Source organism: Nonomuraea cypriaca (assembly GCF_015645445.1).
Taxonomy (GTDB): Bacteria; Actinomycetota; Actinomycetes; order Streptosporangiales; family Streptosporangiaceae; genus Nonomuraea; species Nonomuraea cypriaca.
Genome location: NZ_JADOGI010000004.1, coordinates 1 through 23,639, shown reverse-complemented (window position 1 = coordinate 23,639; position 23,639 = coordinate 1). Strand labels below are relative to the sequence as shown.

At 72.2% G+C, this 23,639-nt stretch carries 16 protein-coding genes; 11 read left to right on the top strand and 5 right to left on the bottom strand.

Annotation, left to right across the window (positions count from 1 at the left end):
• The first annotated feature begins 1 nt into the window (after position 1).
• Entirely contained in the window at positions 2–433 is a 432-nt protein-coding gene (locus tag ITP53_RS02360; protein WP_195893598.1) for a BP74-related protein, read from the top strand.
• Positions 434–470: 37 nt separating this feature from the next.
• On the opposite strand, the gene ITP53_RS02355 is transcribed toward ITP53_RS02360, so the two are convergent.
• Positions 471–2,432, bottom strand: a complete 1,962-nt coding sequence (locus ITP53_RS02355) for a glycoside hydrolase family 127 protein (protein ID WP_195893597.1) — start codon at positions 2,430–2,432, stop codon at positions 471–473.
• Positions 2,433–2,567: 135 nt separating this feature from the next.
• On the opposite strand from ITP53_RS02355, the gene ITP53_RS02350 reads away from it, so the two are divergent.
• From ITP53_RS02350 to ITP53_RS02340, 3 genes are all read left to right on the top strand, one after another.
• Positions 2,568–4,277, top strand: coding sequence for a beta-L-arabinofuranosidase domain-containing protein (locus tag ITP53_RS02350; protein WP_207755443.1), 1,710 nt, complete (start codon positions 2,568–2,570; stop codon positions 4,275–4,277).
• On the top strand, positions 4,274–6,982 hold the full coding sequence (locus ITP53_RS02345; protein WP_207755442.1) for an alpha-L-rhamnosidase: 2,709 nt from the start codon (positions 4,274–4,276) through the stop codon (positions 6,980–6,982). The genes ITP53_RS02350 and ITP53_RS02345 overlap by 4 nt, the downstream gene beginning before the upstream one ends.
• Before the next feature lie 250 nt (positions 6,983–7,232).
• Positions 7,233–8,078, top strand: a complete 846-nt coding sequence (locus tag ITP53_RS02340) for a GDSL-type esterase/lipase family protein (RefSeq protein WP_328813745.1) — start codon at positions 7,233–7,235, stop codon at positions 8,076–8,078.
• Positions 8,079–8,173: 95 nt separating this feature from the next.
• Here the strand turns inward: ITP53_RS02340 and ITP53_RS02335 are convergent, their stop codons facing one another.
• Entirely contained in the window at positions 8,174–8,413 is a 240-nt protein-coding gene (locus ITP53_RS02335; protein WP_195893593.1) for a hypothetical protein, read from the bottom strand.
• A gap of 96 nt (positions 8,414–8,509) precedes the next feature.
• Entirely contained in the window at positions 8,510–9,553 is a 1,044-nt protein-coding gene (locus ITP53_RS02330; RefSeq protein ID WP_195893592.1) for an NAD(P)-dependent alcohol dehydrogenase, read from the bottom strand.
• A 95-nt stretch (positions 9,554–9,648) separates the two neighbouring features.
• Between ITP53_RS02330 and ITP53_RS02325 the strand changes: the two genes are divergently transcribed.
• Both ITP53_RS02325 and ITP53_RS02320 read left to right on the top strand, forming a co-directional pair.
• The gene (locus tag ITP53_RS02325) at positions 9,649–10,236 is read left to right on the top strand and encodes a TetR family transcriptional regulator (RefSeq protein WP_195893591.1); all 588 of its coding nucleotides are present in this window, start codon (positions 9,649–9,651) and stop codon (positions 10,234–10,236) included.
• A gap of 17 nt (positions 10,237–10,253) precedes the next feature.
• Entirely contained in the window at positions 10,254–10,676 is a 423-nt protein-coding gene (locus ITP53_RS02320) for a Rossmann-fold NAD(P)-binding domain-containing protein (protein WP_195893590.1), read from the top strand.
• A 37-nt stretch (positions 10,677–10,713) separates the two neighbouring features.
• Here ITP53_RS02320 and ITP53_RS60020 read toward each other — a convergent pair whose 3' ends face one another.
• On the bottom strand, positions 10,714–12,387 hold the full coding sequence (locus ITP53_RS60020) for an acyltransferase (protein ID WP_195893589.1): 1,674 nt from the start codon (positions 12,385–12,387) through the stop codon (positions 10,714–10,716).
• A 20-nt stretch (positions 12,388–12,407) separates the two neighbouring features.
• Positions 12,408–15,509: a glycoside hydrolase family 2 TIM barrel-domain containing protein gene (locus ITP53_RS55780; RefSeq protein ID WP_207755441.1), complete on the bottom strand. Its 3,102-nt coding sequence runs from the start codon at positions 15,507–15,509 to the stop codon at positions 12,408–12,410.
• 174 nt (positions 15,510–15,683) lie between these two features.
• Between ITP53_RS55780 and ITP53_RS02300 the strand changes: the two genes are divergently transcribed.
• The 5 genes from ITP53_RS02300 to ITP53_RS02280 form a co-directional block, all read left to right on the top strand.
• A complete protein-coding gene (locus tag ITP53_RS02300; protein WP_195893588.1) occupies positions 15,684–17,741 on the top strand; it encodes a beta-galactosidase in 2,058 nt (685 codons plus the stop codon).
• The gene (locus ITP53_RS02295) at positions 17,738–19,234 is read left to right on the top strand and encodes an alpha-L-fucosidase (protein ID WP_195893587.1); all 1,497 of its coding nucleotides are present in this window, start codon (positions 17,738–17,740) and stop codon (positions 19,232–19,234) included. Before ITP53_RS02300 ends, ITP53_RS02295 begins: the two co-directional genes overlap by 4 nt.
• Before the next feature lie 13 nt (positions 19,235–19,247).
• On the top strand, positions 19,248–21,803 hold the full coding sequence (locus ITP53_RS02290) for a family 78 glycoside hydrolase catalytic domain (RefSeq protein WP_195893586.1): 2,556 nt from the start codon (positions 19,248–19,250) through the stop codon (positions 21,801–21,803).
• On the top strand, positions 21,779–22,792 hold the full coding sequence (locus ITP53_RS02285) for a glycoside hydrolase family protein (RefSeq protein WP_195893585.1): 1,014 nt from the start codon (positions 21,779–21,781) through the stop codon (positions 22,790–22,792). Before ITP53_RS02290 ends, ITP53_RS02285 begins: the two co-directional genes overlap by 25 nt.
• Before the next feature lie 10 nt (positions 22,793–22,802).
• The coding region (locus tag ITP53_RS02280; protein WP_195893584.1) for an extracellular solute-binding protein at positions 22,803–23,639 on the top strand (837 nt) is incomplete at its 3' end.

The window sequence follows — 23,639 nt, the reverse complement described above, 5'->3', positions numbered from 1 at the left end:
CATGCACGGCATCCTGACTAAGATCGTCACGGCTCTCGCCGCCATCGCGACGCTCGGCTCCGCCGCCCCTGCGCCCGCCCAGGCGGCAGCCCCGGCCTACTTCGAGGTCACCGACATCACCAGGTCACGGTTCGTCGTCCAACTCACCGACCCCGCCAAGATCCAGCATGCCCGCGACCTGCTCAGCGGCGCCACCACGGACAGGCCACACGTCGTCGGACGCATCACCCCGCGCCCCGCTCCCTACAACGTCACCTGGAGCTACCACCTGCGATCTGAGACGATCGACTTCTTCGACATGGCGATCGAGGTCTGCGACGCGACCATCCCCTACGTCGAGGATCACCTGGACGAGGCCGACGGGGCGTTCCTGCCCGGCTACGTCTGGTGCCCCTGGACTTCCAGGCTCGTGCGAGAACTTCCAGCGTCATAGGCCCCTGACGTCGCCTGCCCCCGCGGCCCCCGGGGGATCATTCCTCGTGCATCGGCGCCCAGACGGTCATCGCGCCGGGGCCGCGGTTGGCCCAGGCGTAGTACGGGACGAAGGTGAGGTCGGCCGGGCCCGCGTGCTCGGGTTCCCTGGGGGCGGCGGAGCGGTAGGGGAAGCCGCCGTCGTCCTCTCCGTGCACGTGGACCCGGCCGCGCGCGAGGACCGGCACCACCTCGGCGGGCAGGCCGGTGATAGGTGCCCCGTCGCGGAGGTCCGCGCCCGCGACGCACAGGTCGTCGATCACGGCCCCGGGGTGGTCGGCCTGCTCCAGGCAGTAGACCAGCGGGCCGCGCTCGACCGCCACCTGACCGCGGGCGACGTCCAGCCGGGGTACGGCGGCGGTCAGGCGGGGGCGGATCCCGAGGTCCAGGACCACCCGGTCCCCGGGCCGCCACGTCCGCCGGATGCGGTGATAGCCCGGCTCCACGGGCCGGTCGCCCACCCCCGCGGCGCCCGCCCCGGACGACCCCGCCGCGCCTACCCCGGACGACAGCGCCGCGCCGGCCAAGGACACTTCGGCGGTGTCCGCCCAGGCGGGAATGCGGGCCGAGAGGGTCCACGCGCGGTCGGGGGTCTCCCGCACCACGATCTCGATGCGGCCGCTCCACGGGTAGTCGGTCTCCACCTCAAGCAGCACGGAGCCCGCCCTGATCGTGCCGGGCGCGTACAGGTGGAGTTGGACGCCGTCGGTGTCCTGGGTGGCGAGGTAGTGGTCGAGGGAGGAGAGCAGGCGCATCACGTTGGGCGGGCAGCAGGCGGTGCCGTACCAGTCCTGGCGGCCTCGGGCGGGTGAGCGCAGGTCGTCGGGGTCGGCGCCGGCGCGTACGCGCAGCGCGTTGACGTAGAAGAAGCGGTCGCCGCCGAGGGAGACGCCGGGCAGGACGGCGTTGTGGAGGGTGCGTTCCATGAGGTCCGCGTATTCTGCGGCGCCGGTGGCCAGGAGCATCCGCCAGGACCACTGGACGCTGCCGATGGCCGCGCACGTCTCGCAGTACGCGGTGTCGGGGGCCAGTTCGAGGTGGCCGCCGAACGCCTCGCCGTACCAGTTCGAGCCGAGACCGCCGGTGAGGTACGTCTTGGTGGCAACCATGTCGCGCCACTGCCGTTCAAGGGCGGCCAGCAGCTCCGGGTCCGGCGTCTCGGCCGCGACGTCGGTCGCGCCCGCGGCCAGGTACATGGCGCGCACCGCGTGCCCCTCCACCGTGGTGGCCTCGCGCACCGGCACCGCGTCCTGGCGGTAGCCGGGCCCGTGGTGGCCCTTGAGCTGGATGAGCGACCGGCCGCGGGTGGCGACCATGCGGGCGGCCAGGTCCAGGTAGGAGCGGACGCCGGTCTCCCGGTACAGCTCCGCCAGGCCCAGCTCGACCTCGGGGTGCCCGTCGAGCGCGTCCGGCGGCAGATCCTTGACCAGGTGGTCGGCGAACCGGGCCGCGACCCGCAGCAGCGTGTCGTCCCCGGTGGCGCGGCGGCCGGCGACGGCGGCCTGCATGAGATGGCCCGCGCAGTAGAGCTCGTGGCTGGAGGCCAGGTCGGAGTAGCGCGCCCGGCCGGTGAGCTGCGTGTGCGTGTGCAGGTAGCCGTCGTCGCACTGCGCGGCCGCGACCAGCTCCGACGCCTCCTCGTACGACCTGGCGAGGTCGTCCCCGCCGGCCCGGCCACGCTCCCAGGCCAGCGCCTCCAGCCACTTGTAGACGTCGGAGTCGGCGAAGACCTTGCCCCTGTGCTCATGCCCCCCGCCGGCGCCGCGGCCGGCCAGCCGGAGGTTGTCGAACGCGCCGGAGCCGCCCACGCGCTCACCGCCCAGCGGGATCGTGACCTCGCGGTTGACGCGCTGCCGCGCGCCCCAGAAGCCGCCCCGCACGCGCCCCTGAGTCACGGGGCGCAGGGCCACCGCGGCGTCCGGGCGCGGCTCCACCACCGAGAAGTACCGCTCGTCACTCATGGCTGCCATCCTCCCTCACGCTCACATATCCAACAAGAGACGAATATATATGTCTACGTCTTGACGGAACGGGCAATCGCGACAGATGGTGATCTATGCGCACCTGAATATTTATGTTCTCCCGAAGGGATGCCCATGCCCGAGATCCCCGACACGGTGTTGCTCGAAGAACGGGCCGAGCTGGCGATGAACGCGGTGGCCGGACTGCCTGACCACGACATGGACGGCATTCCGTACTTCAGCGCCGACCTTCTGGCCCGCCCGGCGGCGCTGCGGCACGGCGACTGGGACTACGGCTCCAGTCACGGCCGCCTGCTCGACGCCTGCCTGCTCGCCAGGCATATGACCGGCAACGATACCTGGCGGGAGGTCGAGGAGGGGTTCAGGCGACGGCTGGCCGGCTTCTTCGGGCCGGACGGGCTGAGCTACCGGCGGGCACGCCCGGAGGCCGGCTGGGCCCCCAACGCGAACCTCATCGACCAGCGCGCCGTCATCCTGTCGCTCACCACCTCGTACCTGTCGGACGGCGACCCCGAGGCCAAGCGCCTGGCCGACCGGCACGTCGCGGCGCTCAAGCGGATCGCGATCAAGGAGCGGGACGTCTGGTTCTACCCCGCCTCCGAGCACACCCCCGGCGGCTGGCCGTCACCGAACGCCATCGCGCTGCGCCTGGCACCCGACCCGGCCTCGTTCAGCGGCCGGTTGATCATGCCGCTGCTGCGCTACCACCAGGCCACGGGGAACGAGGACGCGCTGGAGCTGTGCGGCTGGTTCGCCCGGCTGATCAGGCACAAGAGCGGGGTGTTCAACGAGGACGGCAGCTTCAACCCGGCGCGCGCGTACCGCAGCGGCCACTTCCACACCCGTCTCGGCACCCTGGAAGGGCTCGCCAGGTACGCCCGTCACACCGGCGACCACGAGCTGACCGCGTACGTCCGCCGCTGCTACGACTGGGCGCTCACCCAGGCCACCGCGTTCGGCTGGACCCCCGGCGACCTGGCCGACCAGCGGTACGAGCACGAGTGCTGCTCCCTCGTCGACCTGATCGGCACCGGCACCACGCTGGCCCGCTCCGGGCACACCGGCTACTGGGAGGTGGTCGAGCGGTTCCTGCGCAACCACCTCGTCGAGTCGCAACTACTCGACCTGAGCTGGGTCGAGTCCGCGCCCGACACCTCGGGCGACGAGCCCGGCTGGGTCACCCACGTAGGGGTCGGCGAGCGGGTACGCGGTGCCTTCGCCGGCTACGGCGCGCCCAACGACTTCGTCTGCGACGTGGAGCTGGGCCGCGGGCACACCGCAGACGTGCAGGCGTGCTGCGTCGGCTCGGGCGTACGCGGCCTGTTCTGGGGCTGGAACTCGATCGTCACCGCCGACCGGGACACCGCCCGCGTCAACCTGCTCCTCACCCGCGCCACCCGCCGGGTGACCGTGCTCAGCCACCTGCCCCACGAGGGCCGCGTCGACCTGGACGTCCACGAGGACCTGCGCGAACTGCGCGTACGCGTGCCGAGCTGGGCCGGGTACGCCAAGGTCCGCGTACATCGCGAAGAAGGCGGATTCGACGGGACCCAGACGGGGGCGTGGGCGCCGGACGGCTACCTGGCCATCCCCGCGCCGCGACGCGGCGAGCGGGTCACGGTCACGTTCCCCGTGCCGGAGACGGCGAGCACCGAGGTCGCGGCCGGCCGGGAGTACCGCGTGCGGTGGCGCGGCGACGACGTCATCGGCATCAGCCCGGAGGGAACCGCCCGGCCGATGTACAGCGGCCGCAAGGTCCATCCGAGCGCGCCCACGCGCGACTACGCACTCACGCGGCCCGCGACGGAATGGACCTGGTCATGACCGGCTGGACCCTGGCGGCGGCGCCCGCCTCGACCACGCTGCGCCCGTACGACCTGCGCTGCGAGCACCGCGGCACCCCGCTCGGGATCGCGACACGCATGCCCAGGCTGAGCTGGCGGCTGGCCTCGGACACGCGCGGCGACGCGCAGGCCGCGTACCGGATCCTGGTGCGCTCGGGCGATGCCCTGGCCTGGGACAGCGGCTGGGTCGACGGTCAGGACACCAGCGCGGACTACGGGGGCGCGCCGCTGACCTCGTTCACCCGCTACACCTGGCAGGTGCAGGTACGGCCAGGTGAAGCGGCGGAGTCGTGGTTCGACACCGGAGTGATGCACCCGGACGAGTGGCGGGCGGCGTGGATCGGCCACGACCCCGAGACCGAGCCGCCGTTCGAGCCGCCCACCGACGACCGCGAGCCGCGCGGCGACCGTACCAAGTATCTGCCCGCGCCCCGGTACTTCCGACGCGTCCTCGACCTGTCCCGCCCGGTGACGGCCGTGCGCGTCGCCTGCACCGCGCGCGGCCTGTACGAGCTGCGCGTTAACGGCCACCGCGCCGGCGACGGCGAGCTGACCCCGGGGTGGACCGACTACCGGCGGCGCGTCCCTTACCAGGTGTACGACGTCACCGGGCTGATCGGTGACGGCCCGGTCTGCGTCGGGGCGGTGCTGGCCGACGGCTGGTGGTCCGGCAGCCTGGGCTGGGACGGCCGGCAGCAGGCCCAGCGATACGGGCGCCACCCCCAGCTGCTGGTCCAGATCGTGGCCGAGCACGAGGACGGCTCGCGCACGGTGATCGGCACCGACGAGCGGTGGCGGGAGAGCACGGGCCCGCTGCGCTACGCCGACCTGCTGATGGGCGAATGGTACGACGCCCGCCTCGAACAGCCCGGCTGGGACCTGCCCGGCTTCGACGACACGTCCTGGGCGGCCGCGCGCGTCGTGGACACCGATCACGGCGTGCTCGTCCCGTCCGCCGCCGAGCCCGTACGGGTGACGCAGGATCTGGTGCCGGTGGACGTACGGGCTGATCACGGGCGTACCATCGTCGACCTGGGCCAGAACTTCGCCGGCCGGGTCCGGTTGACCGTCCGCGGCGCCCCCGCGGGCGCCCGCGTCACGATCCGGCACGGCGAGGCGCTCGACGAGGACGGCGGCCTCTACACCGCCAACCTCCGCTCCGCCGAGGCCACCGACCACTACGTCGCCGCCGGGCGCGCGGTGGAGACGTTCGAGCCGCGCTTCACCGTCCACGGCTTCCGCTACGCCGAGATCACCGGGCACGCGGACATCGAGGTGACCGGGCGGGTGCTGCACTCCGACACGCCGGTGGCGGGCGAGTTCTCCTGCTCCGACGACATGGTGCGGCGGCTGGTGAGCAACGTCCGCTGGAGCCAGCGCGGCAACTTCGTCTCCGTGCCCACCGACTGCCCGCAGCGTGACGAGCGGCTCGGGTGGACGGCTGACGCGCAGGTGTTCCTGCCCACGGCCTGCTACAACGCGGATGTGGCGGCGTTCTTCACCGGCTGGCTGGCCGACCTGCGCTGCGCGCAGACCGCCGAGGGCGCGGTGCCGGACGTGGTGCCGCACGTCATGACCGAGCGGCACGGCACGCCCGGCTGGGGCGACGCCTGCACGATCGTGCCGTGGCACCTCTACCGCGTGTACGGCGACGAGCGGGTGCTGCGCGACAGCCTGCCCAGCATGCGCCGCTGGGTGGACCACGTCGAACGCCACAACCCCTCCCTCATCTGGCGCGACCGGGTCGGCAGCCACTACGGCGACTGGCTGCAGGCGGGCGTGCGTACCTCCCGCGACGTGCTCGCCACCGCCTTCTTCGCCCTGAGCGCCGAGCTGACCGCCAGGTCCGCGGCCGTGCTGGGCGACCTCGAGACCCACGCACGGTACGCGGCACTGCGGGAGCGGATCGGCGAGGCGTTCGCCGTCGCGTTCGTGGCCCCGGACGGCCGGGTCAGCGGCGACACGCAGACGGGATACCTGCTGGCCCTCGCGCACGGCCTGGTGCCCACCGAACTCGTCCCTGCCGCTGTCGGTCACCTGGTGTCCGACCTGGAACGCCGGGGCCGCCGCCTGACCACCGGCTTCGCCGGGGTGGGGCTGCTCGGGCCGGTGCTGTCGGCGTACGGGCATGAGGAGCTGGCGTACTCGCTGCTGCACGACGACCGCTACCCCTCCTGGGGATACTCGATCAAGCGAGGGGCGACCACCATCTGGGAGCGCTGGGACGGCTGGACGGAGGAGTCCGGCTTCGGCCCCGTCGCGATGAACTCCTTCAACCACTACGCCCTGGGCTCCGTCGGGGCGTGGCTCTACAGCGGCGTCGCCGGCCTCGGCCAGGAGGACGACTCGGCCGGCTTCCGCCGCCCGCTCGTCCGCCCGCTGCCCGGCGGGGCGCTGACCTGGGCGGAGGCGGCGTACGACACACCGCTCGGACGGCTCAGCAGCCGCTGGGAGCTGAACGACGGCACGCTCACCCTCTCGGTACGCATCCCACCCGGCGCCCAGGCCACCATCCACGTCCCCGCCACCGACCCCTCCTCGGTCCACGAGTCCGGCACACCCCTGCCCCCACCGGGGGCTCCGGTTTCCCCGGGGGCTGTGGCACCCGTCGCCGTGACCGGGAGTGCGCTGGTGTGCCGGGTGGAATCAGGCTTCTACGAGTTCACCTCAACGTGGAACCACTGACCAATACCCCTCAGCCGACCGGCGTGGACCCGGCCACGGACGGCGGCCCGGCGACCGGCTGCGGCCTTGCTACGCACGGCGGCCCGGGCGACGGGCGGGCGCATGGTGAGGGGCGGGCGTCTGGTGACCACCTGGGCGGCCGCCGCCGAGCGCCTCAGCGGCGGGCTGCGCGACCTGACCGTGCGCAACATCCTGCGTACCACCGTGGGCGGAACCGTTCGTCGCACCCGCTCCCGCGTCGGCCGTCGCGGTGCTCGGGGACTCGATCGCCACCGGTGTGGGCTCAGAAACCGGACACGGATGGCCGGACCTCCTCGCCGACCGCACGGTGCGGCGGTCACCCGCGCTCGCCGTCGTCAACGAGGGCGTCTCCGGCGGGCGCGTACTGGCCTCGGGCACCGGACGCCACGCCGAGGCCCGCCTGACCGCCGAGGTCCTGACCAAACCGGGCGTCGACGCGGTGATCCTGCCGGCCGGCATCAACGACATCGGCGCGGGCGCGCGACCGGACGACCTCATCGCCGCCTACCGCCGCATCGTCGAAAAGGCGCACGCCGCCGGCGTACGCGTGATCGGCGGCACACTCCTGCCGTTCGCGGGCGCCGAGTACCACACCGAGACGGGCGAACGCACTCGCCAGACGGTCAACGCATTCATCCGGGGCGCCGGGTCCGCATGGGGCGGTGACACGTCCGAGCGCGACGGATGTGGGTTCGATGGGGTGGTCGACTTCGACGCCGCCCTCCGCGACCCCGCCGCGCCCGATCGCCTGCTCCCCCGCTACGACTGCGGCGACCACCTGCACCCGAGCACGGCGGGCCACCAGGCGATGGCCGCCGCGGTCGAGTTACCCCTGCTACGAGCCGGACACCCCCGCGGGTCACAGGTCTTCGGAAAGACGGCGGTATGCCCGCACGGCCTCCAGTTCCTGAGGGGAGATGGTGTCGTGGTGCTCCAAGAACCAGTCGCGGATCAGCCGCATGGGCTGGGTGCAGTTGACGTAGCGACGGGCGCCGTTCACGGTGATCGGCACCGTAAGCGTGTCACCGTCGTGAGAGGAAAGGACGGTCAGGCCAACGATGAACCGGCGCCGTGACTCGAGCACGGCGGCGGCGGAGGTGATGAGCATCAGTCGCTCACGGTCGATGCCCTTCGGACTGTAGAGGTAGATCCCACCTGATGTGAGTGGGATCACGCGGCGCCCCGCCCCCGGAACTCGTCGTCAGCCGCGGCGGCTTCCCGCTCGTCGGCGAGTGCCTCGGCGAACGCCTCGTTGACGTCGGCCGTCGGCGCTCCGGTGGCGATCGCGTAGTAGATGACGGCCTTCTCGACGAAAGCCGACTTGCTCAGCCGTTCGCGCTCGTGGCCGGCCTCGATGAAGCCGTGTGCGGTCTCGCTCAGGCTGTAGGAACCGTTCTTTGTCGCGCCCATACTGGTGATGGTAACTGTCATGGTTGTGACATTACTAGTGCGGCTATTAGTACCATGGGTAAATCTACTGGTTTCCGAGGTCCGGGTCCTGGTCGGTCACGAGAGGTCGGACAGGTCGAGGACGAAGCGGTAGCGGACGTCGTTGCGGTGGAGACGGTCGAGGGCTTCGTTCACGCGCGCCGAGGGGAGCAGCTCGATGTCGGCGGTGACGCCGTGCTTGGCGCAGAAGTCCAGCATGGCGGCGGTCGCCGGCCGGCCGCCGCTGCCCGCGGAGCTGAGTTTCTTCCGGCCTATGAGCAAGTCCATCGACTCCACGGTGACCGATCCGATGTGCCCGACCAGGCTGAGTGTCCCGTCCATGGCGACGAGGCCCAGGTACGGGCCGAGGTCGTGAGGAGCGGAGATGGTGTCGATGACGACGTCGAACCGGTCCCGGGCCGCGGCCATCTGTCCCGGATCCGTGGAGACGATGAGGTCGTGGGCGCCGAGGCGGCGGGCGTCGTCCGATTTGTCCGCCGAGCGGCTGATGACCGTGACGTCGGCGCCGAGCGCAACGGCGAGCTTGACCGCGAGATGGCCCAGGCCGCCCAGTCCCGCCACCGCGACGCGGGTGCCCGGCCCGACGCCGAGCGCGTGCAGCGGCTCCCAGACAGTGATCCCGGCACAGAGCAGAGGGGCCGTGGCGGCGGGGTCGAGGCCGGCGGGGAGAAGGTAGGCGAACTGGTCGCGGACGACGTACTCGCGGGAGTAGCCACCCAAGGTGGTCGATCCGTCGCGGCGGTCGGTGCCGCCGTAGGTCAGGGTCGGGAACTCGTGGCAGAAGTTCTCCTGGCCGGCCCAGCACATGGCGCACACGCCACATGAGTCGACGATGTTGCCGACCGCGACCTGGTCGCCGACGGTGAATCGGGTGACCTCGGGCCCGACCTCGGTCACCACCCCGGTGAACTCATGGCCCGGCACGATGGGTGCGTTTCCCTCACCGGGATGGGCTCGGACGGAGCGCAGATCGGTGTGGCAGACGCCGCAGTAGTCCACGCGTACCGCTATGTCGTCAGGACGCAGGTCGCGCCGTTCGAGGGAAACCCGCCGCAACGGGGCCGCGGGGCCGTCCGCCTGCCATCCCATCGCTGTCCTCATGCCGACTCCTTTAAACAGACTGTTCGGTCTATTGCAGGCTAGCCATGCGCCGACCAATAAGCAAACCGACCGTTCTGTTTGATATGCTGGCCGACATGACCGATCAGTCCCTGACCGCCCGTGGCGCCGCGACCCGCGGTCGCATCGTCGACGTGGCGACCAGGGAGTTCGCCGAGCACGGGATCGCCGGGGCGCGCATCGAGCGCATCGTGGCCGCGGCACGCACCAACAAGGCGCAGCTCTACGCCTACTTCGGCAGCAAGGAAGGGCTGTTCGACGCCATCTTCCTCGCTTCGATGGAGCGGATCATGAACGTCGTCCCGATCGACGCCACCGACCTCGCGGACTGGGCCGTGCGTCTCTACGACGAATACCTCCGCCGCCCCGACCTCATCCGGCTGGCCACCTGGGCGCGCCTCGAGCGACGCCCCGCCGGCCACCTCGTCGATGAGGCCGGCCGTCTCGACGACCACAAGTTGCGCGCCATCGCCGAGGCGCAGGCCGCGGGCATCGTGCGACCGGGTGACCCGTTCGACGTGATGGCCCTGGTCATCGCGATGTCCATGGCATGGTCACCGGTCAGCAACGTCTACGCCGCGACGGCTGATGAGCCCGCCGAGCTGCACGAACGGCGTCGCACCCTGCTCCGCGAGAGCGTCAGGCGTGCCGTGATGACGGGCTGAGCGGCCTCAGGTGTGCCGTGTCGACCGGCGGAGCCGTCGCCACCGGGGTGCTGCCGAGCAACGCGGGTGATGGCCGCGTGGGGCACATCACCCGCGACGACAGCGCCGCCGTCGTCGCGGCCGTGCTGGCCGAGGGCGGCTGCGAGGGCGAACTCCTCGAGGTCACGGGTCCGGAGGCGGTGTCGGACGCGGACGTCGCCGACGCCCTCGCCCAGGTCACCGGCCGCCCGATCCGCTGCGAACAGGTCTCCGACGCCGACCTGGCCGCGGCGCTGTCCGGAAGAGGGCTCCCCGAGATGTACGTCCGTGGCTGGACTGGGCTGGGGACGTACAAGCGCGCCGGGTGGTTCGACGTGACCACGCACGCGGTCGAACGCCTCACCGGCCGCGAACCCACGTCGATCGCCGACTACTTCGCGGCCCATCCCGAGACCCTCTGAAACGCCGTCCCGAGTCCCTCTGAAACGAACGCGGACGTCAGCGTGCCGCCGGTTCCGGGCGGTGGATGCCGCGGGGCCGGTAGCCGAGGGCGTCGGAGATCCCCAGGTAGTCGGCGAGCAGCCAGATGATGGCCAGCCACATCTCGGTGCCCTGCAGGCCGGGGGTGCGGGTCGCGCCGGCGCCGGTGGTGAGGGCGAAGCTGAGGCCCGCGCCGTTCTGCCAGCCGCCCAGCGCGCGGACGAGGTGCTGCCGGGCCCACGCCTCGCCCTCCTCCCGGCGGTGGCGCGTCTGCCGGCCCGTCAGCCACAGCGGGTGGATGACGTCCAGCACGTTGCAGGCGTTGCCGGTGTCCGGGCCGAAGTAGCGGGGGTCGCGGGCCTGGACGAGCACCGTGTCGACGGCCTGCTCGGGGTACGGCAGCGGCAGCCCGAACTGCGCGTACGTGCCTCTCGTCAGCCGGTAGAAGCCGTTGACCACCATCAGCCAACCGGCGTCGGAGTCCGGGTCGCCCCACATGCCGTGGGTCTGGCGGCAACGCGTGAGGAGCCAGCCGTACAGGGTCTCGATCTCGCCGCGCAGGCCGAAGTCGGCGAGGTTGCGGTAGAGGCCGGTGCCGACGGCGTCCACCCACGAGCCGGCCGTCCACGCCTGCCGGTCCCAGTCGAGGGCGTCGAGGGCGGCGACCAGCCTTCCCGAGTCGAGGCCGGCCACGGCGTGGACCGGGTGGCGGAACCGGGTGCCGAGCAGGTCCAGGGCGTAGCCGACACAGAGCACGTGGTAGGCCGTGACGCCCTCGAACTCCGGCGTCCCGCCCGGACGCTCCGGCGATCCAGGGGCGCCGATCTCTGGGACGAGGCCGGTCACGGGGTCCTGGCGGTCGCGCAGGAACGCGACGATCCCCTCCTTCGCCGGGATCGGGGGCGGGCCGGCGAGCAGCAGGTCGGCGATCTCCACCGCGTCGCACCACGCGCGTACGGTGGGCGCGGCGCCGGGGCGGTCGACGTACCGCTCACCGGTCCAGCAGCGGCGCAGCACCGCCTCGGCCTGCTCCCTGGCCCTGTCGGCGAAATCCGACACCAGCCCCGCCAGATCCCTCCCGCCGGCACCGGTAACGGCGACACCAGACGCGGTAGCGGCGGTCGCGGTGGTGGATGGGGTGGTGGAGCGGCGGTCGCGGATGGGGCGGGCCGGGTTGCCGGCCACCATGGCCCAGGCGGGCACGTCCTTCGTGACGACCGCGCCCGCGCCGATGATGGCGTGGTCGCCGATCGTCACGCCGTCGAGCACGACCACGTGGGAACCGATCCACACGTCGTCGCCGACGCGGATGCCCTTCGACGTGATCGGCTGGCGGAAGACCGGGCGGTCGGGCGCGGAGCCGTGGTTGAAGCCCAGCAGCGAGGTGTGCGCGCCCACCCGCACGGCCGAGCCGAGCACCACCCGTCCCCGCGCCACGGCGTACGGGTTCAGCGTGCAGTCCTCCCCCATGACCAGGTCATCGGTGACGTAGGCGTGGGCCGCGATGTAGCTGTAGTCGCCCATGCGCAGGCTGTCGGCGTGGACCGCGGCCAGCGGCGAGACGAACACCTTCTCCGCCACCTGAAGATCCATCCGGTCACGCAACCCGGCCACGTGCCCGGTCTGGGCGCGGCGGTCCTCCTCGGTCGCGTGGTCCCAGAACAGCCACGGGCAGAAGTCGAACTTGGACATGTGATCGATATCCTCTCGGCTCAGTCCACCACGCTCAGCGTCATCGACCAGGAGTAGCGCCGGATCGGCAGCCGGTACCGTGCGGGCAGCGCGGGACCGCAGGAGGCGCTGCCGATGCCCTGCTGGCCGTGGTCCAGGTTCAGCCAGACCCGTCCCGAGTCGGTCAGGTCGTGCGGGCGGCGGGCGGCGGCCAGCGCCTCGCTCGTCCATCTGCGGGCGGTGAAGTCGACGAGCGGCTCGCCGTCCACGCGCAGGGTCGCCAGCCCGGTGCCCGACAGTTCGAGCCAGCGGGTCCCGACGTGGTTGCCGTTCTCCTGGGGCACCACGTACGGGGTCTGGAGGTCGTCGATCGGGCGGGCGAAGCGGCCGACGCGGGTGCCTGACCTGCTGTCGGTGTAGGACTCGCCTGGGCCGCGACCGAACCACGTGACGTCGGTGTAGCCGCCGGGCAGGGCGAACCTCGTGCCCATCCGGGGCGGGGTGATGCTGAGGTGTCCGTAGGCGGTGTCGTGCCAGTCGCCGACGGGCTCGGCCTCGATGGTCAGGTGCAGCGCGCCGTCGTGCCAGTGCCAGGTGTAGGTGGTGCGGAAGCCGAGCGTACGGGTGGCCGGGCCGCTGCGGCCGCGTACGACCAGGGTGTGGTCGTCCGGTCGTTCGACGGCGCCGGTACGGTGCAGGAACCGGTCGAGCCCGACGGCCTCCCAGTCGGCGGCCAGCGTGTTCCTCGGGCCCTGGCCGCGGTCGTTCTCGGTCGGCGCCCGCCACACGTCCAGCACCGGCCCGGCCAGCTCGGCGTCCCCCAGGCTGATCAGCCGTCCGGTCCCGGCATGAAACACCGCCCCACCCACCCGCACCGCGTCCAAGGGGGTCGCCTCGGTCCGCGATCCACCCCCTCCGGGCAGAGCACCCTCCGGCCGACCAGCCACAGAGCCGGGCGGAGCGCCTTGGGGGTGGCCGGGCGAAGACGACCCACCTTCAGGCCAGCCGGGCGGAGCGCCTTGGGGGTGGCCGGGCGAAGGCGACGCACCTTCGGGGACGCCGACCGCAGAGCCGGGCGGAGGCCAGGTGTCTTCAGGGTGGCTGAGGGGAGGGCGGCGGCGGTGGGTGCCTGGGCCGAGTTCGGCCTGGCCGACGGCGATCACGTGGCCGGAGGGTGCCCACCGGGTGGGGGTGGCGAGTACCGCTTCCACGGTGATCCAGGTCTCGCCGTCCGGACCGGGGGTCACCTCGGGCAGTGGGACCTGCACCGTCTGCCGGGCCGCGCAGGGCGGCACGGTCAGCGACCCCCCGCTCACCGGCGTTCCGTCCACCTCGGCGAACCAGCGGAAGTCCAGGTGGGCGAGGTCGATCAGGTCGTGCTTGTTGGTGATGACGACCGAGCCGCCGTCCACGGAGATCCCGACCGGCTGGATGGCGGCGGCCAGCTCGGCCAGGCCCGGTGACGGCGTGCGGTCCGGGAACAGCAGTCCGTCCAGGCAGAACCGCTCGCCGTTGGGCTGGGCGTCGATGTCGCCGCCGTGCCGGAAGTACGGCCGCCCGAGCGAGTCGAGACCGCTCAGCCCGTGGTCGATCCACTCCCACACGAACGCCCCGCAGAACCGCTCGTACGACTCCAGAATCGCCTGGTAGTCGGCCAGCGAGCCGGGCCCGTTGCCCATGGCGTGGGCGTACTCGCACAGCAGGAACGGCAGCCCGCGCCGGCGCACGTCGTCGGCCGAGTCCGGGGCCACCCCGGAAGGCGGGTCCTCCTTGCGCTGTCCGATGCGCTCGAGGTCGTCCAGCGACGGGTACATCAGGCTGTGGAAGTCGGAGTGGCGGTAACTCGGGTCGCGCTCGTAGTGCAGCGGACGGCTGGGGTCGCGGCGCCGGATCCAGTCCTCGATGTCGCCGAACGCCGCCCCGCTCCCGCTCTCGTTGCCGAGGGACCAGATGACCACGCTGGGATGGTTCTTGTCGCGCTCGACCATCCGGCGGGCGCGGTCGAGCAGGGCGTCGCGCCACATCGGCTCGTCCGGCGGGTTGCCCTCCCAGCCGGAGTAGATGAAGCCGTGCGTCTCGATGTCGCACTCGTCGACGACCCACAGGCCGTACTCGTCGCACAGTCGCAGGAACTCCGGGTGCGGCGGGTAGTGTGCGGTGCGCACGGCGTTGACGTTGTGCCGCTTCATCAGCTCGATGTCGCGGATCATGGTGTCGCGGTCGAGGGCGCGGCCCCTGTCCGGGTCGTGCTCGTGCCTGTTGACGCCGCGGAACAGCACCGGCACGCCGTTGACCAGCAGCCGCCCGCCGGCGATCTCGACGGTCCTGAAGCCGATCGCGAGCTCGATCGTCTCGCCGGCCGCGGACAGGGTGCCGCGGTAGAGGCGGGGGCGTTCTGCGCTCCACGGCTCGACGGCCTCGATCGTGACCTGCTCACCGGTGGGTACGGCGAGCCCGAGCTCGGGGATCTCGACCAGGCCGGGGGCGTCCGCGGTGACGCGGAGGACGCCCGCGCCGTCACGGTAGGAGGCGTGGACGGTGAGGTCGTCGACGCCGCCCACGGGCCTGGCCAGCAGCTCCACGTCGCGGAAGATGCCCGGCAGCCACCACATGTCCTGGTCCTCCAGGTAGCTGCCGGACGACCAGCGCTGCACGCGTACGGCGAGCAGGTTGCCGCGCGGCCTGGCCAGTCCCGTGACGTCGAACTCGAACGGCAGCCTGCTCCCCTTGGAATGGCCGAGCAGCGTGCCGTTCAGCCACACGGTGGCGCAGGAGTCGACCCCCTGGAAGCGCAGCACGCTCCGGCCGTCCGGCCAGTCGGCGGGCAGGTCGAAGCGGAGCCGGTAGTCGCCGGTGGGGTTGTCGTCGGGCAGGTGGGGCGGGTCGATGGGGAACGGGTAGGCGGTGTTGGTGTAGAGCGGGCGGTCGTGCCCCTCCAGCACCCAGTGCGCCGGCACCCTGATCGTGTCCCAGCCGGTGTCGTCGAGATCGGGGTCGGGCAACGCGCGGCCGGAGCCCGCGGCCGTGCCGGAGAGCAGGAAGCGCCACCGGCCGTTGAGCGGCAACCGCGGCGCGTCGGAGAGGAAGTCGGCGCGCGGCTCCCGCCGCCCTGAGCCGGGGCATGGGTCCTCGTGGAAGTCCAATGTCCCTCCAATGACGACAAACGTTTTAACAGTACATGGGGAGTTCCACGCACACCAGACACCCACTCGGACAAGCCCAGGAAACAGAACGGCAACAAGGCATTGACATGTCGGCATGAATAAATATATTATCCGGTAAAACGATTTAATGCGCTGGGAGAACGTGCATCCCCCATGACGCCACCACCCCCCACGACCAGACCCGGCATCCGCTTCGGCACGGCCTACTACTGGGAATACCTCCGCGCCCCCGACCTGCTCCGCGACCTCGACCTGATGGCCGCGGCGAAGATCGACACCATTCGCGTCGGCGAATCCGTGTGGTCCACCTGGGAGCCGCGCGACGGCGAGTTCGCCCTAGACTGGCTGACCCCGGTCCTGGACGCGGCCCACGAGCGCGGCATCGGCGTGCTGCTGGGCACCCCGACGTACGCCGTCCCGCCGTGGCTGCAACGCAAGCATCCCGAGCTGGCGATCGTGCGGGCCGGCGGCGGCCGGGTGCAGTGGGGCGCGCGCCAGGAGGCCGACTTCACCTCCCCGGTCTTCCTGCGGTACGCCGAACGCGTCATCCGGGCGGTCGTCGGCCATCACGGCGGCCACCCCGCCGTGCTCGGGATCCAGCTCGACAACGAGCCTGGCCTGCACCTCATCCACAACGAGCCGGTGTTCGAGCGCTTCGTGGCCTGGCTCGCCGAACGGTATGGCGACGTCGGGCGGCTGAACGAGGAGTGGGGGCTGACATACTGGTCGCACCGCCTCGGCGACTGGGCCGAGCTGTGGCGGCCCGACGGCAACACCACCCCGTCGTACGACCTGGCGTGGCGGCGCTTCCAGGCGGACCTGACCACGGAGTTCATCGCCTGGCAGGCGGACCTCGTGCGCGAGCTGGTGCCGGCGGACCGCGTGCTCACCACGTGCCTGGCCTACCAGCGGCCGGCCCTCGACGACGTACGGCTGTCCGAGCACCTGACCGTCACCAGCGGGAACGCGTACTACCTGCCCCAGGACGGCCTGGTGCTCAGCACCGGGGACGAGCCGCCCGAGATCGGCTGGTTCAGCACGACTCCCGCCGGGCTGTTCCAGGCGGCCGACCGCATGTACGCCTCCAAGCAGCGGCGTTACTGGGTGACCGAGACGAACGCCACCTCGATCGCCGGCTCCCAGCTCAATGTCACGCCCTACGACGGCCAGCTCCGCCAGGCGGCGTGGGCGATGGTCGCGCGGGGGGCGGAGCTGATCTCGTACTGGCACTGGAACACGTTGCACGACGGGGCGGAGACGTACTGGGGCGGCATCCTCGGCCACGGCCTGACGCCGGGCCGCGTGTACGGCGAGATCGCCGCGCTGGGCGAGGAGCTCGACCGGGCCCGCGAGGACGTCGAGGGGCTGACGCCGGACGCCGACGTGGGGTTCGTCCACTCGCATGAGAGCAAGTGGGCGCTCACCTTCCAGCCGCCGCTCACCCTCGACGGGCGCGACCCCGACCGCGACTCGTACGAGCGGATCGTGGCGACGTTCTACCGGGGGGCGGTCGACGCGGGGCTGCAGGCGGGATTCGTGACGCCGGGCCGGTTCGGCGAGCGGCGCTTCCCCATCATGGTGGCGCCCGCGCTCTACTGCCTGTCCCCGGAGACGGCCGGGGCGCTGACCGGCTACGTGCGCGGCGGCGGGCACCTGGTGCTGACCTTCCGAACCGGTTACGCGGACGAGGAGGCCAGGGCGCGGGCCGAGGTGGCTCCCGGGCCGCTGCGCGACCTGGCCGGGGTGCGTTACCTGGAGTACTCGACGCTGCTCGAACCGGTCGCCGTGCACGGGCTCGTGCCGGACGGGGTGGCCCGCCACTGGGCGGACGCGCTGGAACTGGAAGGGGCTGAGCCGCTGGCCCACTACGACCACCACCACTTCGGCCGCTGGCCCGCCGTCACCGAGCACCGCGTCGGGACGGGCACGGTGACGTACGTCGGCACGCTGCCGGGCCGCGCGCTGGCGGCGGCCCTGTTCCGGCGCATCGCGCCTGACTCCCGCGCCCTCGTGACCGCCGGCGCGCCGCAGGTCACCGTCCACTCGGCGGTCAACGCGCGCGGTGAGCGGCTGTGGTTCGCGCACAACTGGTCGGACCGCGCGCACGCGGTGACGCTCTCCCGCCCGGCCGTCGAGGTCACCGCTCGCCGGGAGCCGCTGGCGCCGGGCCCGCTGGCGCTGGGCCCCTTCGACGTACGGGTGGTCAAATGAGCGGATTCATGCCGAGCTGGGAGTCGTTGCGGCGGCACCGCGTCCCCGCCTGGTTCGGGGGGGCGAAGTTCGGCGTCTGGTCGCACTGGGGGCCGCAGTCCGTGGCCCGCTCCGGCGACTGGTACGCCCGCCACCTCTATGGCACGCAACCCTGGTCCGAGCCATGGGAACAACGCCGCGCCGCCCGCCAGCAGGCACACCACCGCGCCCACTTCGGCCGGGGCGGCGCGAAGGACCTGTTCCCGCGCTGGCGCGCCGAGCGCTTCGACCCGGACGAGCTGATCGACCTGTACGTCTCCAGCGGCGCCCGCTACTTCGTCGCCCTGGCCACCCACTGCGACAACTTCGACCTGTGGGACTCCAGGCAGCACGACTGGACCGCCGCCAGCGTCGGCCCCAGGCGCGACGTCGTCGGCGCGTGGGAGCGGGCGGCCAGGGCGGCCGGGCTGCCGTTCGGCCTCAGCTTCCACAACAACTGGACCTGGCGCTGGCTCGACGTGGCACACGGGCACGACCCCGAGACCGGCACGCCCCACGACGGGGCGTCGACCAGGGCCGACGGCGCCGGCACCTGGTGGGAGGGGCTCGACCCGGCCGGCCTCTACCCGCCCGCGCACCCCCCGGGCGCGAAGCCGCCGCCGTACGTCGCGGAGCGTTTCTACGCCCGCGTCCGCGAGGCCCTGGACCGCTACCGCCCCGACCTGGTCTACCTCGACGACGGCCGCCTGCCGTTCGGCGCGGGCAGCGTGGTCGAGTCGGAGCCGGCCAGCGACGCCGGTCTTGAGCTGCTCGCCCACTACTACAACACCTGCGGGAGCGGCGGCCTCGTCACCGTCAAAGACGTGCCAGACGAGGACCGCACCGCCGTCGTCCTGGACTGCGAGCGCCGCCAGCTCGACGCCGCGGAGAGCCATCCGTGGCAGTTCGACACCAGCGACGGCGAATGGTTCGACTGCGCCTCCGACGACCCGATGTTCCACCAGCGCAAGAGCCCGCAGCAGGTCATCCACACGCTGATCGACGTGGTCAGCAAGAACGGCTGCCTGCTGCTGAACATCCCCCAGCACGCGGACGGCACGATCGACGCGCGCGCCCGCGCCCTGCTGAGCGGCGTGGGCGACTGGCTGCGGGTCTGCGGCGAGGGCGTGTACGCCACCACACCCTGGCTCCGCGCCGGCGAGGGCACGACGGGGCTGGGCGACGTCAAGGGGTACGAGGGCTACAACGAGGCCGACCGCGCCTACCGGCCGGGCGACATCCGCTTCACCCGGCGCGGCGACGCCTTGTACGCCACCCTGCTCGCCTGGCCCGCCGACGGGACCGCCGCGATCACGAGCCTCGGAACCGCCGCCGGCCTGCTGGAACGCCCCCCGCGAGCGGTCGAGCTGCTCGGCCACGGCCCCGTCGGCTGGCGGCGTACCCCCGAGGCCCTCCACGCCGACCTGCCGCCCGACCCGCCCACCGAGGCCGCGTACATGCTCAAAATCACCTGAGGAGCCCCTTGTCATGGTGACGAACCCGCGAACGTGCGACCTGACCGACCCCCTCGGCATCGAGATCACCCGGCCGCCGCTGAGCTGGCGGCTCACCGGCACCGCCACGCAGACCGCCTACCACGTGCGGGCCGGCTCCTCGGAGGGCGCGGCCGACCTGTGGGACACCGGTGAGGTCGAGTCCGCCGATCAGCGCGTGACGTACGGCGGCCGGCCGCTGACCAGCCGGGCCATCGTCCACTGGCGGGTACGCGTCCGCGACGCCGCCGGCGACTGGTCCGACTGGAGCCGCGACGCGCGGTTCGAGCTGGGCCTGCTGGACGCCGCCGACTGGACGGCCGCCTGGATCACCCACCCGGACTGGCACGACCCGGGTGACCCACGCGCCGGCGAGGGCCACCCGCTACCGCTGCTCGCCGCCGAGTTCACCCTGCCTGAGCCGGTCGCCGCCCCGGTCCGGGCCCGGCTGTACGTCGCCGGCGTGGGCGTGTACGTGGCGTCGGTGAACGGCCGGCCGGTGACGGACGCCGTGCTGGAGCCGGCGTACACGGACTTCGCGCGGCGGGTCGCGTACGCGGCGCACGACGTGACGGCCCTGCTGCGAAGCGGCGCGAACGCGATCGGGATCGCGCTGGGGCCCGGGATCGCGCACGTGTACCCGCACCAGGACCGCTACATGAAGTTCTTCGGCTCCAAGAGCTCACCGAAGGCGATCGCGCAGCTCGAAGTGACCTACGCCGACGGGTCGGCGCGCACGTTCGGGACCGGCGCGGACTGGCTGGCCACCGACGGGCCGACCACGCGCTCGCACTGGTTCGGCGGCGAGGACCACGACGCCCGCCTGACCGTCCCCGGCTGGGACGTCCCCGGCACCGACCGCTCCGGCTGGCGGCCGGTGGCCCTTTCAGGCGACGTGCCGGCCGCGCTGCGATCGCGGGCCTGCCCGCCCATCAGGGTCACGGAGCGGCTGCCCGCCGTCGAGAAGCTGGTCGCCAAGGACGGCACGGCGGTGTTCGACGTCGGCGCGGTCGTCGCCGGCTGGGCCGAGTTGCGGCTCGACCTGCCGGCCGGCCACCACCTGCGGCTGCTGCCCGGCGACCAGCTCGACGCGTACGGCCGCGTGGTGCAGTCGAAGCCGACCACCGGCGCCCCGATCTTCAACACGTACGTCACCGCGGACGGCCCGCAGACCTGGCACCCGAGCTTCCGCTACGACGGCTTCCGCTACGTCGAGGTTCAGGGCCTGCCCGAGCACGTCGGCGCCGACGCGGTGACGGGACTGGTGCTACGGGCCGGCAACGCACCCGTCGGCACGTTCGAGACCTCGAACTCCCTGGTCAACGACATCCACACGATCATCGACAGGGCCGTGCGCGGCAACATGTACAGCGTCCTGACCGACTGCCCGCACCGGGAGAAGCTGGGCTGGCTGGAACAGGTCCACCTGCTCTTCGACGTGGTCGCCTACAACTACGACGTCGCCGCCTACTACCGCGAGCTGCTGGTCACGATGGCCGAGGCGCAGACCGGGGACGGCCTGGTGCCCGACATCGCGCCCGAGTACGTCGTGTTCGAGCACGCCTTCAGGGACGACCCGAACTGGGGCGGCGCGATCGTACGCGTCCCCTGGCAGCTCTACCGCTGGTACGGCGACACCTCGGCGATGGAGACCCACTACGACGCGATGGGCCGCTACGTCGGCTACCTCACCGGCCGGGCCGAAGACGGCATCCTCGGTCATGGACTGGGCGACTGGATCGGGCTGGACCCGGCGACGCCCGTACCGCTGGTGTCGACGTGGGGCTACTGGCGGGCGGCGCGCACGATGGCCCGCGTCGCCGGGGTGCTCGGCCGCGAGGACGACGCCAAGCGCTACCGCGCCCTGACCGAGCAGATCACCACCGCCTTCGCAACGGCGTTCCCCCAGGGCGGAACCCAGGCGTCGGACATCCTGGCGCTGGACATGGGCGTCGTCCCCGCGGACCTCGTCCCCGGCGTGCTCGACCGGGTGTGCGAGGCCGTGCGCGGCGGCGGGATCACGGTCGGCGAGATCGCGTTGCCCGCGCTTTTCCGGGTGCTCGGGCGGGCGGGGCGGCACGACGCGCTGTGGGAGTTCGCCACCGCCACGAGCCACCCGAGCTACGGCTACCAGGTGCGGCACGGCGCGACCGCGCTCACCGAGGCGTGGGACGGGCCGACGCGCGGGCTGTCGCAGAACCACTTCATGCTGGGCGCGATCGACGCCTGGTTCTACCGCGGCCTCGGCGGCATCGGCCAGGCGCCCGGCTCGAACGGTTTCCGCCGGCTGCTGATCGAACCCGCCGTGCCCGGCGACCTGGAGTCGGCGCGGGCGAGCACCGCGACGCCGTACGGGCAGGTCACCGTGTCGTGGACGCGGTCGGACGGGGAGTTCACGCTGGAGGTGGAGGTGCCGCCCGGCTCGTCGGCCGAGGTGCGGCTGCCGGCTCTGGGCCTCGATCGGCACACCGTCCCCTCCGGAGCCGCCGCACTCGGTGAACGCGCTCACGAGGTGCCCGCCGGGCGGTGGACGTTCAGGTCGAGCCGATGACCGCGTACGATCCGGCGCGCGTCAGGACGCCGTACAAGGCCGGGCGGCTGCTGGTCGGGCCGTCGGGCGAGCCCGGCAGGTTCGACGGCCTGTTCGTGGACTGCCCGTTCGTGTGCTCCGACGGCGGCGAGTACCTGATGACGTACGTCGGGTTCGACGGGATCGGCTACCAGACCGCGCTCAGCCGCTCGCGCGACCTGGTCGAGTGGAGCCCCGGTGAGGTGGTGCTGCCGCGCGACCCGGATCACCCGTACCGTCGCTACAACGCCGCGCTCACGTCGGTGGTCCGCGACAACCGGCTGCGTTCCGACGGCCAGGTGACCTGGCTGGACGGCCGGGCGGTCGCCACCTACCACGCCTACCCCGAGTCGGGCATGGAGATGGGCGCGGCGATCATCGGGTTCTGCGCCAGCGACGACCTGCGGACCTGGAAGGACACCGGCTCGCCACTGCGCCCGCGGGACGGCGGCGCGTGGGAGCGCGGCGGACTCTACAAGTCGTGGCTGATGCGCCACGACGGCCTCTACTACTGCTTCTACAACGCCAAGAACCGCACCTACGCCGGCTGGCGCGAGCAGATCGGCTACGCCGTCTCCCCCGACCTCGAACGATGGGAGCGCCCCGAGCCCGGACCCGTGGTGCCGCACGGCGGGACCGGCGAGTTCGACGAGCGCTTCGCCTCCGACCCGTGCGTGCTGCGGGACGGCGACTGGTGGGTGATGTTCTACTTCGGCCTCTCCTTCGACGGGCACGCGCGAGAGAGCTACGCGGTCTCCCGCGACCTGCGTACGTGGCGCAAGAGCGGCGAGATCCTCATCGACGTGGGCCCGCCGGGATCGGCCGACGACACGTACGCGCACAAGCCGGCGATCGTCTCCCTGGACGGCCGCCTGCACCACTTCTACACGGCGGTACGGCGCTGCGAGCCGTACCACGTGGGCGCGCACACCATGGTCGAGCGGCGCGGCATCTCCATGGCACACGGCTAGAGGAAACACGATGAGGATCAGCAGGCGACAGGCGCTAAGAGCCATCGGCGGGGCCGCGGGGCTGGCCGCGCTGTCCGGGTGCACCGTCGTGGCCGGCGAGCCGCCGGAGAACACGCAGGGGCTCAGCAAGAAGGCCGCCCCTGGACGGCGTACGACCATCACGTTCTACAGCCTCTTCGGCGGCGTGGACGGGCAGGGCTGGGTGGACCTGGCGACCCGGTTCGAGGCGGTGCAGGACGAGATCGGCGTCGAGGTCGTCTACGCGCCCCCGACCGGCCAGGGCGAGCAGCAGAAGCTGCTGGTGTCCATCGCCGCCGGTGACCCGCCCGACCTCGCGATGGTCATCCCGTTCCAGGTGCCGCAGTGGGCCGAGCTGGGCATCATGACCGACCTGACGGACTTCGCCCGCGGCGCCGGGCTGACCGAGCGGGACTTCCTGCCCGCCGTGTGGCAGGGCATGCGGTGGAAGGACCGGATCTGGCAGCTCCAGTGGGACGTCGACCCCAACTTCCCCTTCTACTGGAACAAGCGGCTGTTCACCGAGTGCGGCCTCGACCCCGAGCGGCCGCCGCGCACGATCAGCGAGGTCGACGCGTTCTCCAAGGAGATCACTCGCGTCGGCGGCTCGGGCGCCTCCCGGGTCGGCACCGTGCCCTGGCAGGTGGCCGGCTTCGCCAACGCCGCCTTCACCTGGGGTTTCGCCTTCGGCGGCACGTTCGTGGACGCGGCGACCGGCCAGGTGACGCCCGACGACGAGCACGTGGTCGCCGCCGTCGACTGGATGGCCCGCTACGCCAGGTCCATCGGCGGCGCCGACCGGCTCAACGTCGCCCCGCCCACCCTGCAG

Coding starts and splice junctions, on each gene's coding strand:
- ITP53_RS02360 (WP_195893598.1), top strand. CDS start 2: ATGCACGGCATCCTGACTAAGATCGTCACGGCTCTCGCCGCCATCGCG.
- ITP53_RS02355 (WP_195893597.1), bottom strand. CDS start 2,432: ATGAGTGACGAGCGGTACTTCTCGGTGGTGGAGCCGCGCCCGGACGCC.
- ITP53_RS02350 (WP_207755443.1), top strand. CDS start 2,568: ATGCCCGAGATCCCCGACACGGTGTTGCTCGAAGAACGGGCCGAGCTG.
- ITP53_RS02345 (WP_207755442.1), top strand. CDS start 4,274: ATGACCGGCTGGACCCTGGCGGCGGCGCCCGCCTCGACCACGCTGCGC.
- ITP53_RS02335 (WP_195893593.1), bottom strand. CDS start 8,413: ATGGGCGCGACAAAGAACGGTTCCTACAGCCTGAGCGAGACCGCACAC.
- ITP53_RS02330 (WP_195893592.1), bottom strand. CDS start 9,553: ATGAGGACAGCGATGGGATGGCAGGCGGACGGCCCCGCGGCCCCGTTG.
- ITP53_RS02325 (WP_195893591.1), top strand. CDS start 9,649: ATGACCGATCAGTCCCTGACCGCCCGTGGCGCCGCGACCCGCGGTCGC.
- ITP53_RS60020 (WP_195893589.1), bottom strand. CDS start 12,387: ATGTCCAAGTTCGACTTCTGCCCGTGGCTGTTCTGGGACCACGCGACC.
- ITP53_RS02300 (WP_195893588.1), top strand. CDS start 15,684: ATGACGCCACCACCCCCCACGACCAGACCCGGCATCCGCTTCGGCACG.
- ITP53_RS02295 (WP_195893587.1), top strand. CDS start 17,738: ATGAGCGGATTCATGCCGAGCTGGGAGTCGTTGCGGCGGCACCGCGTC.
- ITP53_RS02290 (WP_195893586.1), top strand. CDS start 19,248: ATGGTGACGAACCCGCGAACGTGCGACCTGACCGACCCCCTCGGCATC.